Consider the following 13,431-nt stretch of genomic DNA (forward strand, 5'->3'; position numbering starts at 1 on the left):
GACCCAGATGGCATGGAGCATGCCGGCCAGCGCCCCGGAGGCGATCAGTTTTTTACGTCTTCGAGCTCCGTGTTGAAGCCGGAGAGGTCGAGCACGACGTCGCCGAGCGCCGACAGCTCGCCGGCGAGCAGGATGCGCTTCACGACTTCTTCGGCGCTGCTCGCGCTGAATTTGGCGAGCAGCTTGCCGTCGCCCCAGGAGGGCGACACGGTGGCCGCTGCGATCAGCGACACGTTGAACAGCTCCTCGTCGAGCCGTTCGACGGTCTGGCCGCGTCTTTCTTTGCGCTCCGTGCAGCGCTCGCGGATGCCGAATACCTGCTTGCCCGTGAGCCCCCGGACCTTCACCGGGATGCCGAGCCGCTCCAGCAGCACCGTGCGTTCGGGCAGCGTGTCGGCGTCAAGCAGCCGCTGCAGCACTTGTTCTTCCGTCATTTGACCGATGTCGATCGTCATGCCTGCGCCTCCTTTAGTTCGCCTTGATCGGATCGAGCAGCACGTAGCCCTCGAACGTGAATGCCGTCTCTTCCGCCACTTCCTCGCCCGCTGTCCAGTTGGCCAGCTGCAGCTTGTCCGCCACGCAGTTGGTAAGCTGGATGCGCTCGAAGCCGTACGCCTCCGGATCGGACAGCTTGTTGATAATATTGAACTTGGCGAAGCCGCGCGAGATCATATCGCTCGTCACCTTGTAGCCGCTCATCGTGCCGGTGCCTTTCTTGGCGCCGAGCTTGTGCTGCGTCCACTCCGAGCCGGCGAGCTTGAGCTCCCGCTTCTCCACCTCGACCGAAGCCTCCAGGTGGTTGATATTCGTCTGCCAGGTGCCGTCGATGAACACTTGTCCGTAAGTGCCGAGAATCGCTCTGGTCGGATCCATCATTTGCCGTAGTCCCCCTCGTTATTGCACGATAAACGTGCCGAAAATTTGTTCGACCACATCGGTCAAGCGCGCTTCCCACTTCAGGAACACCTGGTCCGCCGCCGCGGGAATGGACGCATCGACCGCGACGTCGTATCCCGTCGCTTCGATGACGCCGGCCGACGCCAGCGCGTCCAAGTACTGCTTGCAGGCGCCGATCAGCGCAAGGCGGCCCTCTTCGGTGTTGTTCACCTTGCCGATATATTGGTCCTCGGCGGTGCGCTGGAGATCGGCGTTCACGCTGTCGAGCACGCGGATCGTCCGGATCTTCTTCCAGGCCGCGTTCTGACCGGAAGCCAAGGTCACGCGGCTGTTCACGCCGCGCAGCGCCTTGACCATGCGGCCGTCGTGAACGTGAAGGAAGACGCCGCCGCGCACGGCTTGCTCCTGCTCGGAGCGGGTCCAGCGGCGCACGACATCCTGAAACGGCGACGATGCGTACGTCGTCGACCCGTTCAGCGGCTGGCCGGCGATCAGGCCGGCGACATACGCCGCCACCTGCGCGGAGCTGTATTCGACGTCGGCCAGCACGGCGCCCGTGCCGACGTTCACGATGCCTTCGTGGTTGAAGGACGCGCTGCGCTGCGCGGCTTTGCCGACGGCATCCGCCGCTTTGTCGTCCGCGAGCGAGCCGCCGAGGACGGCGATCGCGCCGTGTCCCTCGCCGCGGATGCGCGCCACCCAGGCAACCAGGCTTGCGTGCAACTGCGCATCGGATACGCCGTCGAGCGCGACCGTGTTAAACGTCTGCGTCTCGAAGGCGGATAGCGCGTTCACATAGTCCGCGTTCGCGATGCCCGAGATGCCCGACGCGCCGCCCGTCAACGCGGCCCCGGCTACAGGCGCCAGCGAGCCGTTACCGCTCGCGATCTTGGAGGCCGTCACCCAGACGTTGGCCACGTCCTGGTTGACGGCATCGACGGCCGCCTGCACCGAGCCGTCGGCGAAGGTGAAGGTACGCAGGAGCGTGCTGCCCTCGAACAGCTTGATGTCCTTCATGGCGGCATCCGCCGGATTGACCTGCACCGTCACCTTGAAGTTGTTGCCCCGCGCCCCGGTCTGCTTGGCTTCGAGCTTCAGCACGTCAGCCGGCGTGCCGGCCCCGTCCTTCAGCGTCTTGGACGCCTTCGCGTCCGTACCGTCCGACAGCCGGTAAGCGAGCACCTTGCTCGCGCCGCCGAGCAGCGCGAAGCGAAGCGACGTGTACGCCGTAGCGCCGCCCGTCTCGTCGACCGCGAACAGGCTCGCGATGTCGGCCTCTCTCGTCACCTCCGCGAATTGCTTGACCGGTCCCCAGTGAGCTTTGACCGGCATGATAACGACGCCTCGTTCCCCTGCTTGCACCGCGGCCGCGGCCGCCGAACGGAACGCCATATAGAAGCCGGGCAATACCGGCAGATCCGTCTGATTCCAAGTGCCTCCAGCCATGCTCAGTTCACCTTCCTGTTCATGAAATTGTCGACGAGCGCCCTGGCGCTCTCGATGGTGAAGCGTTCTCCGGCATCCGAACCGTGCAAAGCGCCTTGCACTGCCTCCGGGCTGACGCCGAACAGCTCGCCCGCATAGGCGATCAGCTCATCCTTGCCGTAAGTCGCGACCGTGTCGTCGCCTTGTTTTTTCCCCGCCATTCGCCGGCCACCTCTATTCTTCTTTTTGTTGAAACGCGACTTCCTGCATCAGCGGCGCCGTCTCCGAAGGCCGGCGGTTCTTCCGGTTCAGCGCCAAGCCGAGCTGCCCGGTCGCGATCGCGTCCGCCTTGAGGTCGGCAACGGCCTCGCCGACGAGCAGATACCGCCGTTGCGCCGCGTCGAGCGGCAGCTTGACCGCGGCGTTCAGCGCGCTCGTCAGCCTTGCGACCGCGTCCGCTTCCTGCGCCGGATCCCGCCCTAGCACATGCCCGGCGTAGCGCCGCAGTTCCTCGCCGAAGGCCGCATTGCCGGTCTTCGTCTCGACGCCTGTCAGCCGCCACAACACGGCAGGCCGCTCATAATCGGCGGGCCATGCATGCTCGTACACTTGCCACTCGGCGTCGTCAAGCGTCTGCGCCGTCCAACTCGCGAGCGCTTGCATCCAACCTTCGTCTCCGCTCACCGAAGCTCCCTCGCCTTCATGCCGCCGCGCCTAAGCGCCTTGCTGCAGCCATTTTTTAAGAACACTTGTTCGCATTCTCATCTATTGGTGGCAAACGTACGACAAGCTATCCGACGCTGCTGCCGCCGCCATCGCGCAGGTTCGCTTCGATCTTGCGCCTCGCTCTCAGCAGATACGTACTTGCGCTGGACTTGCTGATTTTAAGTACGTCCGCCGCCTCGGCGAGCGTAAATCCTTCGGCCTGGGATAGCCTATAGCATTCGCGCTCCCTTTCAGTTAGTCCGCAAAGCGCTCGCTCAAGCGCCAAGCTGGGCGCGCCGTCTAGGTGGACGGTCGATTCCCGGGTATTCTGGGAGCTTCTCCCTTCCAGCACGGCAGACAGTACCGAAGGATCGGTCGGGACCTCCCGCTGGTAGCCCGCCCGCCGTTCGATTCCCCTGCGGTTGCCCGGCATGCGACCGGTCTCCAGCCAGTCGATAATATAGGAGCAGCTGGCGATCATGTCGATGACAAGCCTCCGCTGCCTGTCCAGATCGAACCAGGCCTTTCCTGCGGCGCTCTCTTTTCCTGCCTGGTCTTCTAACGCTCCCATCCGCTGCGTGAGCTTGTCCGCCGCGATCATCAGCAGACGGCGCGTGTGGCGATAGCTTTCCGGCGTAGCTTGATCCGTAATATCATTCATTGGTAAACACCCCTCTTTGCCAAAATGGCAAACCATGATCTGAATAAGGCCGTTCACGATACATGCAACAGCATTTTGTTAAAGGTTCAATCCTTCTCATTAACATAGAACGCTAAATCGAATTAGGAACATTTGTTCGTATATTTAGTTGTGCATCCATCATATATTGCCAACATGGCAACTGTCAATTCCTTATTTAATGGATTATTGGAAATAAATTTGCCATTACGGAAAAACCGTGTTAGGATAAAGGTAACTTCTTACCGGAGGGAAAGATGGTCATGACGTTGGGAAGCCGGCTCAGAGAACGGCGCGAGCGACTCGGGAAGACGCAGTTGACCGCCGCCAAGGATCTGGGGATCAGCAATGTCCAGCTATCGCGCTACGAATCCGACGACCGCAAGCCCGAGCCCGACCTGCTTGGCCGCTTCGCCGAGTATTACAAGACGACCGCCGATTATCTCCTTGGTCTAACGAACGATTCGACGCTCGAAGGAACGGCGGCGCCCGCTACGGAAGCGGCGGCATTCGAGGAATTCATGCGCAACCCGGAGCACGGATTGTTTTTCAAAGATTACCTGGATGCGCCCGAAGCCCGGCAAGAGGAGATGCTGCGTTTTTGGACGTTTATCAGGGAACAGGAACGTCTCCGCAAATCGGATCGGGATAAAGAATAGTCAAAGCCGCGCCTTCGGGCGTTTCTTTTCGCCGCTCGACCGAACATACATTCTCATTTCGAGGTGCCATAGATGCTCCAATATTATCAACCGACGCCCTTCGAACAGTGGATCGAGGCGCTATGGCTCAGAGCCGGGATCTTGACGCCCGATCAGTTGACCATTGAGGAAGTGTCCGACCGGTTGGACGTATGGGTTCATTATATGAGCGAATCCAGCAAAGCGCTCGAGTGGATGGGGATACGGTCGGTGCTGATCGACCTGCGCCTGACGGCCGAACGGCAATGGGAGGATTATTTGCACGAGCTATGCCACATTCTCCGGCACGCAGGCAATCAGACGGTGATGCCCCGGTCTTTTTTTGGAGCATCAGGAGGCCGAGGCGAAGCGGTTCGTCCTTTACGCTTCGATGCCCTTTTCGATGATCAAGGATATGAAGCTTCCTGCCGTTCGCGGCGAGGCGGTGCAGCAGCTGGCCAGCCGATTCGGCGTGACCTGCGAACTGGCGGACGTTCGGCTAGACCAATTTCAGCGCCGGGCTTTCGAGGCCGTCCTCTGGGAGGAGATCGGCAGAATGAACCGGGAATCGCCCGCGGAGGTCGCCCTGGAAAAAAACCAATCGTCCATTCCGGGCGACGAGCCGCCTATTTAACGCCAAAAAGGATGCGAACGGCATCGCTGCCGCGCATCCTTCAATCTCAAACAAAGGCTCAGTAGGCCGACACGCCGAGCTTCGCGATCGTCTCGCGAATGAACGCGGGCTCGTCCTCGGGCTTGCGCGACGTGATCAGATTGCCGTCCACGACGACTTCTTGGTCCACGAATACGCCGCCGGCGGCTTCGACTTCCTCTTGAATGGACGCTGTCGCCGTCAGCGTCTTGCCGCTGAGTACGCCCGCCTTCGCGAGCACCTGCGGACCGTGGCAGATCGCCGCGATCGGGATGCCGGCGCTGTCCGCTTCGGCGACGAACGCGATGACAGCCGGATCTTCCCGGAGCTTGGCCGGCGAGCCGCCGCCCGGAATGACGATGGCTTCATAATCTCCGGCTTTTGCATCGCCCGCCGCCAGATGAGACGTGTACGTCACCGTTCCCTTCTTTCCTTTCAGCTCCTTGCCCTTTTCCGTGCTGATGATGTCGATATCGTTGCCGTTTTCAACCAACGCGTCGTATGGATTTTTCATTTCCGAATCCTCGTAGCCTTCCTCCAGCAAAAACGCGACCTTACGGAGGCCTTGCTTAACGGTTGCCATATCGAATCACCTCTTGTTCATTTTGTATGTACGGAAGCAGAACGCGGCTTGCGTTGCCGCGTTCTGCTCCCTGACTTCTATAAGAATGATCATCCTCGACAACAACAATTCATTCGTTCGCTTCGCGCGGGTGCCGGGAACATTTCAGACGGTTGCCCGATTGTTAAGCCCTGCCTCATTCGAACCGAGGATTGTTGCGGGCTGTGGCGGTGACCTGAGCAAGCGTCAACTCAAACCCTTGGCCGTGATGCTGCGGAGCGCTACTTCAACTCCGCGATTCCGCGCTGTCCTTCCTGGTTCAACGGAATCACATCCTGTCCTTAGGCGATAGCAAGTTTGCCATGCCATTCGTATCCGGAATCACTGCCTAACAGCTTCAACGTTCGCTCGCGAACCTGCCGTGATCGTCACGAACCTGGTTCCCGATATCCGGCTGCAGCCCGGCCTTCTGATCCCATGATGCCCTTGATTCGGCATTTGCGCGTCCCAACTCTTCGTAGTCGTGTTCACGATCCGGAGATCTTGCCCTCGCTTCTCCGCCGTGCATGTTGGCTTCGCGCCTCGTGCTGACGTCTGGATCTGCTCGTGCCATTTGAATCACTCCTTCAAGGGTGGAATGGCCTTGCTCTTATTATTACCCGCTGGTACAGGCACGAACCGGCTTTAACCGCTTTCAATCATTAAACAATTTTAATGCCCCGATAACAAAAAAGTCCACGCATCTTTTTACCATTAAATCATGAAGTAGCCCGTTCGGGCCTAACTAACATTCGGAGAAACGGGTAATCTTAATCTAAAGATGCGTAAAAGGAGGAACTCGAACGATGAAAAGATGGTTCATGCCCGGCTTAATTACCGCTTGCTGCTTGATCGCCATTTTGATGGTGTTTTTCTCCTTGAGGGAAAAAGAACCGTCTGCCGGTACGCACGAGGCCGCGCCTTCCGCGTCGGCCGGCGAAGCGCCCGCCACGGTCGACGCCGAAGCGGCCACGGCCATCTACAAGAGCAATTGCCTGGCTTGCCATGGCGATCAATTGCAGGGCGGCATGGGCCCCAATCTGACGAAGGTCGGCTCGGTAATGTCCGAAGCGGACATTCACAAGCAGATCCTGAATGGCGGCGGCGGCATGCCGGCCTTTAAGGGAACGCTGACGGACGATCAGATCGCCACGCTAACCGCTTGGCTGGCAGCGAAAAAATAAGCGGAACGCGCCGTGACCCCGAGGGGTCACTTTTTTTTGCCTATAAAAAAAGCCTTTTGCACCGCGACAGACGTCGCGTTGCAAAAGGCTGACAAGAAAGCTCGCTTACTGTGGCGATCTCATCATCCGACAACGAACAATGATTTCATGACTTATTCGGCAGACAATTCGCTTTCTGTAACCCATTTATGGTTTTTGACTACATCTCCCCCCCGTAGTCGGCGTGTAATCAAACATGTATACTGTGGTCGCTTTCGCTGATTCAATCTTCCCCGTCGCACCTTTCATCCCAGGCATGTGATCCGCTTCTATGATAACTTCCGAACCGGGCGCAAACGGTTTATCGCCTGCATCTTTAATTTCCTGATGAATAATCCATTTGTGGTTTTTGACAGGTTCGCCGCCGGTCGTCGGCGTATAGGTAACGACATACGCCGTCGTATCATAAGCCCCGACGATTTTTGCGACCGCGCCTTTCATTCCGGGCATATGGTCTGCTTGAATGATCGCCTGGCTCCCTGCTTTAAAAGTCGGATTTTCAGCTTCCTTCAGTCCGGCAGGCACTTCTGCATTTGCGCTCATCTCCGAATGGCTCATGTCATCTGAACGGCTTATTTCGTTTGATGTGCTGCTTACTATAGATTCGTTATTATTTGAGTTCCCGCATCCACTTACAACTAACGCGGCAGCAAGGCCGAGCAACACCAATAATCTTATCATTTTCGAGCGTCATCTCCTTTACCCGATTGTAAATATGATCTCAACATACCCCCGCAGGGTATGCATGCAACAAATCGAATCATATTCAGACGATAAATCGGACCTTAGAAAATCTTAGAAAATCAGTCCTCAAACAACAAAAAAAGACGCGATTCCGAATTCGGAAACCGCGCCGTCGTTGGCGTCTTATGGTGCTGATGAAGGGATTCGAACCCCCGACCTACGCATTACGAATGCGTTGCTCTACCAGCTGAGCTACATCAGCGAACACTTAAACAGAATACCGAATTCGCCGCCCATAGTCAAGCCCTTTTTCGATTTTTTTTTGATATTCCTTTATGGGGGGTTCGATAAGGACCGAATGTGCCTTATAATGAGGCTCAAAGGAGTGAACGCGGGTGTATAGGATTCTGATCGCCGACGACCAGACGCTTATGCGGGACGGTCTGCAGACGATAATACAGCTCGAAGACGACATGGAGGTCGTCGGGACCGCCGAGAACGGCGAGTACGCATGCGCGCTCGCGATCCGGCACAAGCCGGACCTGGTGCTCATGGACATCCGCATGCCCGTGATGAACGGCATCGAGGCGGTCAAAAAAGCTCCGGCAGGACGCCCCTGGCGTAAGAGTGCTCATGCTGACCACGTTCGACGAGGACGATTATATTATCGAAGCGCTCGCGAGCGGCGCCGTGGGGTTTCTGCTCAAGGACATCCAGAGCGACAAGCTGCTCCAGGCGATCCGGGACGCCGCCCGCGGCGAGATGATGCTGCCCGCCGGCATCGCGGCCAAGCTGGCGGCCCGCCTCGCCTCCCCGCATGCAGGCAAGCCGACGGGCTTGCGCGCGCGCGGCCGGACCGACGGCCTTAAGTTCACGGACCGCGAGCTCAGCATCATCGCGCTGATGGTCGAGGGCAGAACGAACCGGGAGATCGCCGGCCAGCTGTTCATGAGCGAAGGCACCGTTAAAAATTACGTGAGCACCATCTACGACAAGATCGGAACGAACGATCGCACGCAGGCGGTCATTTGGCTGAAGGAGATGGCGGGCGGCTGATCCTGGTCGCGCTGCGGCAGTCCCGGCATTCGTTCAAGAAAGGACATACGACATCATGAACGCGAATGTTTCGAATTTTGCCCCCGGCCGGTCGGTTCGGGGGCTCGTCGCGCTGGTCACCGCGATGGCGGGCGGTACCCTGATGCATCTGTTAGGCTGGCCGCTGCCTTGGCTTCTCGGACCCATGATCGGCGTCTTGAGCGGCTCTTCGATATGGCGGGGCAAATATCATTGGCCGAGCCCCGTGCGCAACGCGGGCATGATCGCCGTCGGCTATACGATCGGCCTGTCGCTCACCGGCGCCGCGCTGCGAGAGATGGGCGCGCAGCTGCCTACGATGCTGCTGATGACCGCGATGCTGCTCCTGCTGTGCGCGACCCTCGCCGCCGTCGTCGCGAAGCTCGGCGGAATCCCCTATCTCACCGCGCTGATGGGCAGCATACCCGGCGGACTGACGCAGGTGCTCATATTGGCGGAGGAAACGAAGGGCGTCAATCTGACCGTCGTTACGATCATCCAGGTCGTACGGCTGATGATGATCGTAATTTGCATTCCGCTGCTGATTTTCAGCCCGATATTCGGTTTTCAAGTCGGCGACGCCGTAAGCGCGGTCGCAACTTCGGGCGAGCACAACGACTGGGCCGGGCTTTGGCCCGCGCTGCCCATTTACGCCGTCGTTTGCACGCTATTTGCGCTTTTGGGCGACAAAGTCCGATTTCCGACGGCTTTCCTGCTCGCCCCCGCGCTCGGCGCGGCGCTGCTCCAAGCGGCCGGCCTGCACGGACCGGCGCTGCCGGCGCCGATCATCGACGCGGCGCAGCTTGCCATCGGGACCTACGTCGGCCTTCTGCTAAAGCCCGCGCAGCTCGAACGCAAACTGCGCATCCTCTCGCTCGCGGCGCTAAGCGGCATCGGTTTGCTCGCCTGCGCGATCGGCTTAAGCTTCCTGCTGACAAAGATTCATCCGCTGTCGCTGCCTACGGCCTTGCTCAGCCTTGCGCCCGGCGGCATGGACCAGATGGGCCTGGTCGCTCACGAGATCGGCGCGGACCTGTCGACCGTGGCCGGGTACCAGCTGTTCCGGACTTTCTTCATCTTCTTCGCCATTCCACCGTTGCTAAGATGGATCATTCGGCTCGCCACCCGGCGCGCGGCAGATGAGGAGCCAGGAAAAGAGACTTCTTAACAACGTCACAAACCGGGTGCTGTCCACGTCAGCACCCGGTTTTTCCGGCGCTCGCTCCTACGTTCGCACTATCCCTCGAAAGCACCTTGCAGGTCGTCAGCCTCCTCCGGCCACATGTCTTCTCCACCGAAAGCCCTTTGCCTCCTGCGAAGCCTCTCCAGGCGGATGTACTTCCCATGGACAGCACCGTACTTCCCTCTCCCCCCATCCTGCAATACCCTGCTGGCAATCTCCCTTCTTTACTCTCCTCCTGAAGTTTGCTATTCTAAAACAGGAACAAATGTTCCTATTTTAATTCGTATGCTTCGGAGGAGGCCCCAGGATGAATCCGACTCAATATTTGCCCATGCGGGCCAAAACGATCCTGAACGCAGTAAGCGCCCCGTCGATGCCCTTCGACTGGTCCATTAATCCGTACCGGGGCTGCCAGCACGGCTGCAGCTTCTGCTATGCGCGGAGCACGCACGCTTATCTCGGCGAGGCGGCGGACGACGCGTTCCAACATCGAATCTTCTACAAGGACGATGCGCCGGCCATTCTGCGCGCCCAGCTGCAGCGCATGCGCGCGCGGGGCAAGCTCCCTTCGCACGTGGCGATCGGCACCGCGACGGACCCGTACCAACAGCTCGAGGCCAAGGCCAGGCTGACGCGCGGTTGCCTGGAGACGCTCGCCGAATTCGACGTCGGCGTCAGCATCACCACCCGCTCGCCGCTTGTGCTGCGGGACCTCGACCTGCTGCGCGCACTACCCGGCGCCTCGGTGAATATCAGCATTCATACGCTGGACACCCGAATCTGGCGGACGTTCGAGCCCTCTACGCCTTCGCCCGCGCGCCGGCTCGAATGCGCACGCACGCTGACCGAGGCCGGCATTCGCGTGCACGCCTTCGGCGCGCCGATTCTGCCGCTGCTCACCGACGGCGAATCCGATACCGAGGCGCTCGTCGAAGCGCTGGCGAACGCCGGCGTCCGCCATATGATGTCGTCGTTCCTGCGGTTGTCGACGCCGGAGGTCAAGAGCTGGTTTTTCTCGGTGCTGCGCGCAGCCTACCCCGAGCTCGCCGAAGCCTACGGCAAGCTTTACTGGCATTCTGCGCGGCTGCCGGACAGCTACCGCCGACCGGTCTACGCCCGAATCGCAGCGCAGATGAAGCGCTATGGACTTTCCGAGATCGGCGCTATGGAGGTACCGAAGGGCGATGCCGCTTATGCCTTGGGTTCAGCGCCAGCCAGCGCTCATGCTGCTTCGCCCACCAGCCCGGCGGCCGATTCGCCGTTTCCAAGCGACGCAGGCGCTTCGCCGTGCCAGCCCGTGCAGTTGGCGCTTTTCTAACGACATCCGAGGCACTTCTTCAATACCCGCCGGCCCCTCTCGTACTTCCATGCCCGGCACCCCCTTCTCTCCCCGCGCATAAGCTGTGATGACAATCGCCTAGCGCAGGCAAAGGGGAATGAAAATGAACGTACAGACCTTGATGCTCCCGATCTCGATCGAGCGGACCGAGAAGCCTCCGCTGAAGCTCAGTACGCCCGTCATCACGGGCGGCACGGGCGAGGCAGCCCGCAAGACCATGAACGAAGCGATCAAGCGCGAAGAGACGTCGCTGATGTCCACCCAGGGCTATCCGTCTCCCGACGTACAGGAGATGGACGGCACGTTCGAGGTGAAGACGAACCAACGAGGCGTCCTTAGCCTGTCGCTGCTTAACTATGTGTTCACGGGCGGCGCGCACGGCAATACGATCCAGAAGTCGCTGACCTTCGATGCGGACACGGGCCGCTCTTACAAGCTTAAGGACTTGTTTAAGAAGGGCGCCGATTACGAAAAGAAGCTCAATGCGCTCATCGAAGCCCAGATCAAGGCGCGCAAGCTCCCGCTGTTGTCCTCCTATCCCGGCATCGCGGCGGACCAGGATTACTACATCGCGGACAAAGCGCTCGTCATTTACTTCCAGCTCTACGATCTGGTCCCTTACGCGTGGGGTTTTCCCTACTTCCCGATTTCCGTATACGCCATTCAAGACATCATCGACGAGGACGGTCCGCTCGGCGCGATGATGTATTGAGGCCGGTCGGCACGACATCCGACCTCGAAAAAAGGAAGGCCGCCATCGCCGCTGGATGCGGTTCGGCAGCCTTCCTTTATGGTTTTCCGGCCATGCTTTCCCGGTCATGCTTTTACGGTCATGCTTTACCGGTCATGCTTTACCGGTCATGCTTTACCGGGCATGCTTTCCCGGCCATGCTTTCCCGGCCATGCTTTCCCGGCCATGTTTTCCCGGTCATGCTTTTACGGTCATGCTTTACCGGTCATGCTTTCCCGGTCATGCTTTTACGGTCACGCTTTACCGCGCTCAAGCCTCCCCGGATTTCACGAGGCCTCAACGCGCCATCGACTTTACCATTTGCTCGGATCGATGTCCTGCGGCGTTAGCCCGGCCCAGACGTTCGGCACATCCACCGAAGCCGGATCGTTGAATACCAGGAATGCCGTCGGCAAGTATCGTCCGCCCTCGCCTTTGGACGAAGGCTTGTTCACAAGCTCGCCGCCCTCTTTGACGAGCACGGTGGACGAGCCGCCATCGAGGTTGGCCGCGATGACCGCCCCGTGCTCCAGCATGATCTGCTGGCAATCGTACAAGTCCGCTCCGATGCTGTAGCCGATCTGCCGGCCGTCGATGATCAGGAACAGAATCTTGCCGTCCGCCCGCTGGCCCATGACCGTTCGCGGCGCGATGCCCCAGCCGTTGGCGTGGTTTTTAATCAGTCCCTTGCCATTCACGATGATCCGCGGCTCGAAGCTGACCGCCTCGGAGATGCCGAGGTCCAAGAGCTCCTTGATCGAATAATGCCCCGCGATCATTTTGCCGTTCTTGTCCAGCCCCACGATCTGCGTGCTGCTGTTCTTGCCCAGCCCGTTGTAATAAATCTTGCCCTGCGTGATGACGAGCCCGATCGGCTGGAAGCCGTTGCCCTGCCAGTTCGGATCCGCGAAGCCGCCGGCATTGACGCCCGCGATCGCGCCGGTCCGCTTGACCATGCTCGGCACCTTCTCGCCCTTGCCCGCCTTCTCCGGCACGACGAGCCGAATCTTGGTCGGATCCGATACGGTCAGCAGGTAGCCGTGATAGCCCTTGCCGTCGACTTCTTCGACCGACGTAAGCGGCTCCGAAGCCGTCGCGTCGTCTTCGTGCGGCGCGTCCGCGGGAAGCGCGATCTCATGGGTATCCTTTTCTTCGCCCATGTCTTTGAACTGCTCGGCATAAGCGGCCACCCGGGCTTCTAGCCCTTCCTTGCCGATCAGATACTTCGCGTAGTCGCGATGCTGCGTCGTGATGATCGCATCCGCCAGTCGATAGCGAACCGAAGTGCCCGACGGCGTCACGAAAAACCAAATGGCAAACGCCAGCGCGAGAACGACCATCGTCCAGAAAAAAGCGACGAAACGCCGCCAAGCTCTATTTTTCTTGCGGTGCTGGCCCGAAGCCGAGCGCGTAGACTTATTGGCATAGACCTCCGCCCGGGACCGCCCGCCAGGGGCACCTCCGGGTGTCGATACGTGAGGATTAGGAATGATGACACGCTCCTGTCTGTTGGAAAATCTACCGAATTAGACGATTTAATTGCGCAGCGGGTTGCATCTCCC

At 59.5% G+C, this 13,431-nt stretch carries 16 protein-coding genes, 1 tRNA gene and 3 pseudogenes; 9 read left to right on the top strand and 11 right to left on the bottom strand.

Annotation, left to right across the window (positions count from 1 at the left end; translation table 11 throughout):
- Window positions 1-44: 44 nt before the first annotated feature.
- The 6 genes from OMP38_RS19250 to OMP38_RS19275 form a co-directional block, all read right to left on the bottom strand.
- Window positions 45-455, bottom strand: coding sequence for a phage tail assembly chaperone (locus tag OMP38_RS19250; protein ID WP_277566532.1), 411 nt, complete (start codon window positions 453-455; stop codon window positions 45-47).
- A 13-nt stretch (window positions 456-468) separates the two neighbouring features.
- A complete protein-coding gene (locus tag OMP38_RS19255; protein ID WP_277566533.1) occupies window positions 469-876 on the bottom strand; it encodes a phage tail tube protein in 408 nt (135 codons plus the stop codon).
- Window positions 877-894: 18 nt separating this feature from the next.
- Complete coding sequence (locus tag OMP38_RS19260) at window positions 895-2,343, bottom strand: phage tail sheath family protein (protein ID WP_277566534.1); 1,449 nt, start codon at window positions 2,341-2,343, stop codon at window positions 895-897.
- A 2-nt stretch (window positions 2,344-2,345) separates the two neighbouring features.
- Entirely contained in the window at window positions 2,346-2,543 is a 198-nt protein-coding gene (locus tag OMP38_RS19265; RefSeq protein ID WP_277566535.1) for a YqzN/YkzM domain-containing protein, read from the bottom strand.
- 13 nt (window positions 2,544-2,556) lie between these two features.
- A complete protein-coding gene (locus tag OMP38_RS19270) occupies window positions 2,557-3,006 on the bottom strand; it encodes a hypothetical protein (protein ID WP_277566536.1) in 450 nt (149 codons plus the stop codon).
- A 106-nt stretch (window positions 3,007-3,112) separates the two neighbouring features.
- A complete protein-coding gene (locus OMP38_RS19275) occupies window positions 3,113-3,688 on the bottom strand; it encodes a sigma factor-like helix-turn-helix DNA-binding protein (protein WP_277566537.1) in 576 nt (191 codons plus the stop codon).
- A gap of 281 nt (window positions 3,689-3,969) precedes the next feature.
- Here OMP38_RS19275 and OMP38_RS19280 point away from each other — a divergent pair, with 281 nt between their 5' ends.
- The 3 genes and pseudogenes from OMP38_RS19280 to OMP38_RS19285 all read left to right on the top strand — a co-directional run bounded on the left by OMP38_RS19280 (window position 3,970) and on the right by OMP38_RS19285 (window position 5,017).
- Window positions 3,970-4,365 (top strand): helix-turn-helix domain-containing protein, encoded by a 396-nt coding sequence (locus OMP38_RS19280; RefSeq protein ID WP_277566538.1) that lies wholly within the window; start codon window positions 3,970-3,972, stop codon window positions 4,363-4,365.
- Window positions 4,366-4,599: 234 nt separating this feature from the next.
- Window positions 4,600-4,647 (top strand): annotated as a pseudogene (locus tag OMP38_RS36035) (hypothetical protein); the annotation flags it as partial.
- A 79-nt stretch (window positions 4,648-4,726) separates the two neighbouring features.
- Window positions 4,727-5,017 carry a hypothetical protein gene (locus OMP38_RS19285; RefSeq protein WP_277566539.1) on the top strand — a complete coding sequence of 97 codons (291 nt, stop codon included), beginning with the start codon at window positions 4,727-4,729 and terminating at the stop codon, window positions 5,015-5,017.
- 58 nt (window positions 5,018-5,075) lie between these two features.
- Here the strand turns inward: OMP38_RS19285 and OMP38_RS19290 are convergent, their stop codons facing one another.
- A complete protein-coding gene (locus OMP38_RS19290; RefSeq protein ID WP_277566540.1) occupies window positions 5,076-5,618 on the bottom strand; it encodes a type 1 glutamine amidotransferase domain-containing protein in 543 nt (180 codons plus the stop codon).
- A 376-nt stretch (window positions 5,619-5,994) separates the two neighbouring features.
- Complete coding sequence (locus tag OMP38_RS19295) at window positions 5,995-6,210, bottom strand: hypothetical protein (protein ID WP_277566541.1); 216 nt, start codon at window positions 6,208-6,210, stop codon at window positions 5,995-5,997.
- Between the two features lie 232 nt (window positions 6,211-6,442).
- On the opposite strand from OMP38_RS19295, the gene OMP38_RS19300 reads away from it, so the two are divergent.
- Complete coding sequence (locus OMP38_RS19300) at window positions 6,443-6,820, top strand: c-type cytochrome (protein ID WP_277566542.1); 378 nt, start codon at window positions 6,443-6,445, stop codon at window positions 6,818-6,820.
- A gap of 152 nt (window positions 6,821-6,972) precedes the next feature.
- Here OMP38_RS19300 and OMP38_RS19305 read toward each other — a convergent pair.
- A pseudogene (locus OMP38_RS19305) lies at window positions 6,973-7,540 on the bottom strand (YdhK family protein).
- Between the two features lie 189 nt (window positions 7,541-7,729).
- A tRNA-Thr gene (locus OMP38_RS19310) sits at window positions 7,730-7,805 on the bottom strand.
- Between the two features lie 169 nt (window positions 7,806-7,974).
- Between OMP38_RS19310 and OMP38_RS34830 the strand changes: the two are divergent.
- From OMP38_RS34830 to OMP38_RS19330, 5 genes and pseudogenes are all read left to right on the top strand, one after another.
- Window positions 7,975-8,076, top strand: a pseudogene (locus OMP38_RS34830) (DNA-binding response regulator); the annotation flags it as partial.
- 100 nt (window positions 8,077-8,176) lie between these two features.
- Window positions 8,177-8,599 carry a LuxR C-terminal-related transcriptional regulator gene (locus OMP38_RS19315; protein WP_338130546.1) on the top strand — a complete coding sequence of 141 codons (423 nt, stop codon included), beginning with the start codon at window positions 8,177-8,179 and terminating at the stop codon, window positions 8,597-8,599.
- A 55-nt stretch (window positions 8,600-8,654) separates the two neighbouring features.
- A complete protein-coding gene (locus OMP38_RS19320; RefSeq protein WP_277566543.1) occupies window positions 8,655-9,785 on the top strand; it encodes an AbrB family transcriptional regulator in 1,131 nt (376 codons plus the stop codon).
- Window positions 9,786-10,107: 322 nt separating this feature from the next.
- Window positions 10,108-11,118, top strand: coding sequence for an SPL family radical SAM protein (locus OMP38_RS19325; RefSeq protein ID WP_277566544.1), 1,011 nt, complete (start codon window positions 10,108-10,110; stop codon window positions 11,116-11,118).
- 118 nt (window positions 11,119-11,236) lie between these two features.
- Window positions 11,237-11,851, top strand: coding sequence for a DUF3298 and DUF4163 domain-containing protein (locus OMP38_RS19330; protein ID WP_277566545.1), 615 nt, complete (start codon window positions 11,237-11,239; stop codon window positions 11,849-11,851).
- Window positions 11,852-12,183: 332 nt separating this feature from the next.
- Here the strand turns inward: OMP38_RS19330 and OMP38_RS19335 are convergent, their stop codons facing one another.
- Entirely contained in the window at window positions 12,184-13,209 is a 1,026-nt protein-coding gene (locus tag OMP38_RS19335) for a phosphodiester glycosidase family protein (RefSeq protein ID WP_277566546.1), read from the bottom strand.
- Between the last annotated feature and the right edge of the window lie 222 nt (window positions 13,210-13,431).

Source organism: Cohnella ginsengisoli, from assembly GCF_029525555.1.
Classification (GTDB): Bacteria; Bacillota; Bacilli; order Paenibacillales; family Paenibacillaceae; genus Cohnella; species Cohnella ginsengisoli.

Excerpts from the sequence above, each read along its gene's own strand:
- OMP38_RS19320 (WP_277566543.1), top strand. The coding sequence starts at position 8,655 with ATGAACGCGAATGTTTCGAATTTTGCCCCCGGCCGGTCGGTTCGGGGG.
- OMP38_RS19315 (WP_338130546.1), top strand. The coding sequence starts at position 8,177 with ATGCTGACCACGTTCGACGAGGACGATTATATTATCGAAGCGCTCGCG.
- OMP38_RS19290 (WP_277566540.1), bottom strand. The coding sequence starts at position 5,618 with ATGGCAACCGTTAAGCAAGGCCTCCGTAAGGTCGCGTTTTTGCTGGAG.
- OMP38_RS19335 (WP_277566546.1), bottom strand. The coding sequence starts at position 13,209 with ATGGTCGTTCTCGCGCTGGCGTTTGCCATTTGGTTTTTCGTGACGCCG.
- OMP38_RS19260 (WP_277566534.1), bottom strand. The coding sequence starts at position 2,343 with ATGGCTGGAGGCACTTGGAATCAGACGGATCTGCCGGTATTGCCCGGC.
- OMP38_RS19265 (WP_277566535.1), bottom strand. The coding sequence starts at position 2,543 with ATGGCGGGGAAAAAACAAGGCGACGACACGGTCGCGACTTACGGCAAG.
- OMP38_RS19300 (WP_277566542.1), top strand. The coding sequence starts at position 6,443 with ATGAAAAGATGGTTCATGCCCGGCTTAATTACCGCTTGCTGCTTGATC.
- OMP38_RS19280 (WP_277566538.1), top strand. The coding sequence starts at position 3,970 with ATGACGTTGGGAAGCCGGCTCAGAGAACGGCGCGAGCGACTCGGGAAG.
- OMP38_RS19295 (WP_277566541.1), bottom strand. The coding sequence starts at position 6,210 with ATGGCACGAGCAGATCCAGACGTCAGCACGAGGCGCGAAGCCAACATG.
- OMP38_RS19255 (WP_277566533.1), bottom strand. The coding sequence starts at position 876 with ATGATGGATCCGACCAGAGCGATTCTCGGCACTTACGGACAAGTGTTC.
- OMP38_RS19325 (WP_277566544.1), top strand. The coding sequence starts at position 10,108 with ATGAATCCGACTCAATATTTGCCCATGCGGGCCAAAACGATCCTGAAC.
- OMP38_RS19275 (WP_277566537.1), bottom strand. The coding sequence starts at position 3,688 with ATGAATGATATTACGGATCAAGCTACGCCGGAAAGCTATCGCCACACG.
- OMP38_RS19330 (WP_277566545.1), top strand. The coding sequence starts at position 11,237 with ATGAAAATGAACGTACAGACCTTGATGCTCCCGATCTCGATCGAGCGG.
- OMP38_RS19250 (WP_277566532.1), bottom strand. The coding sequence starts at position 455 with ATGACGATCGACATCGGTCAAATGACGGAAGAACAAGTGCTGCAGCGG.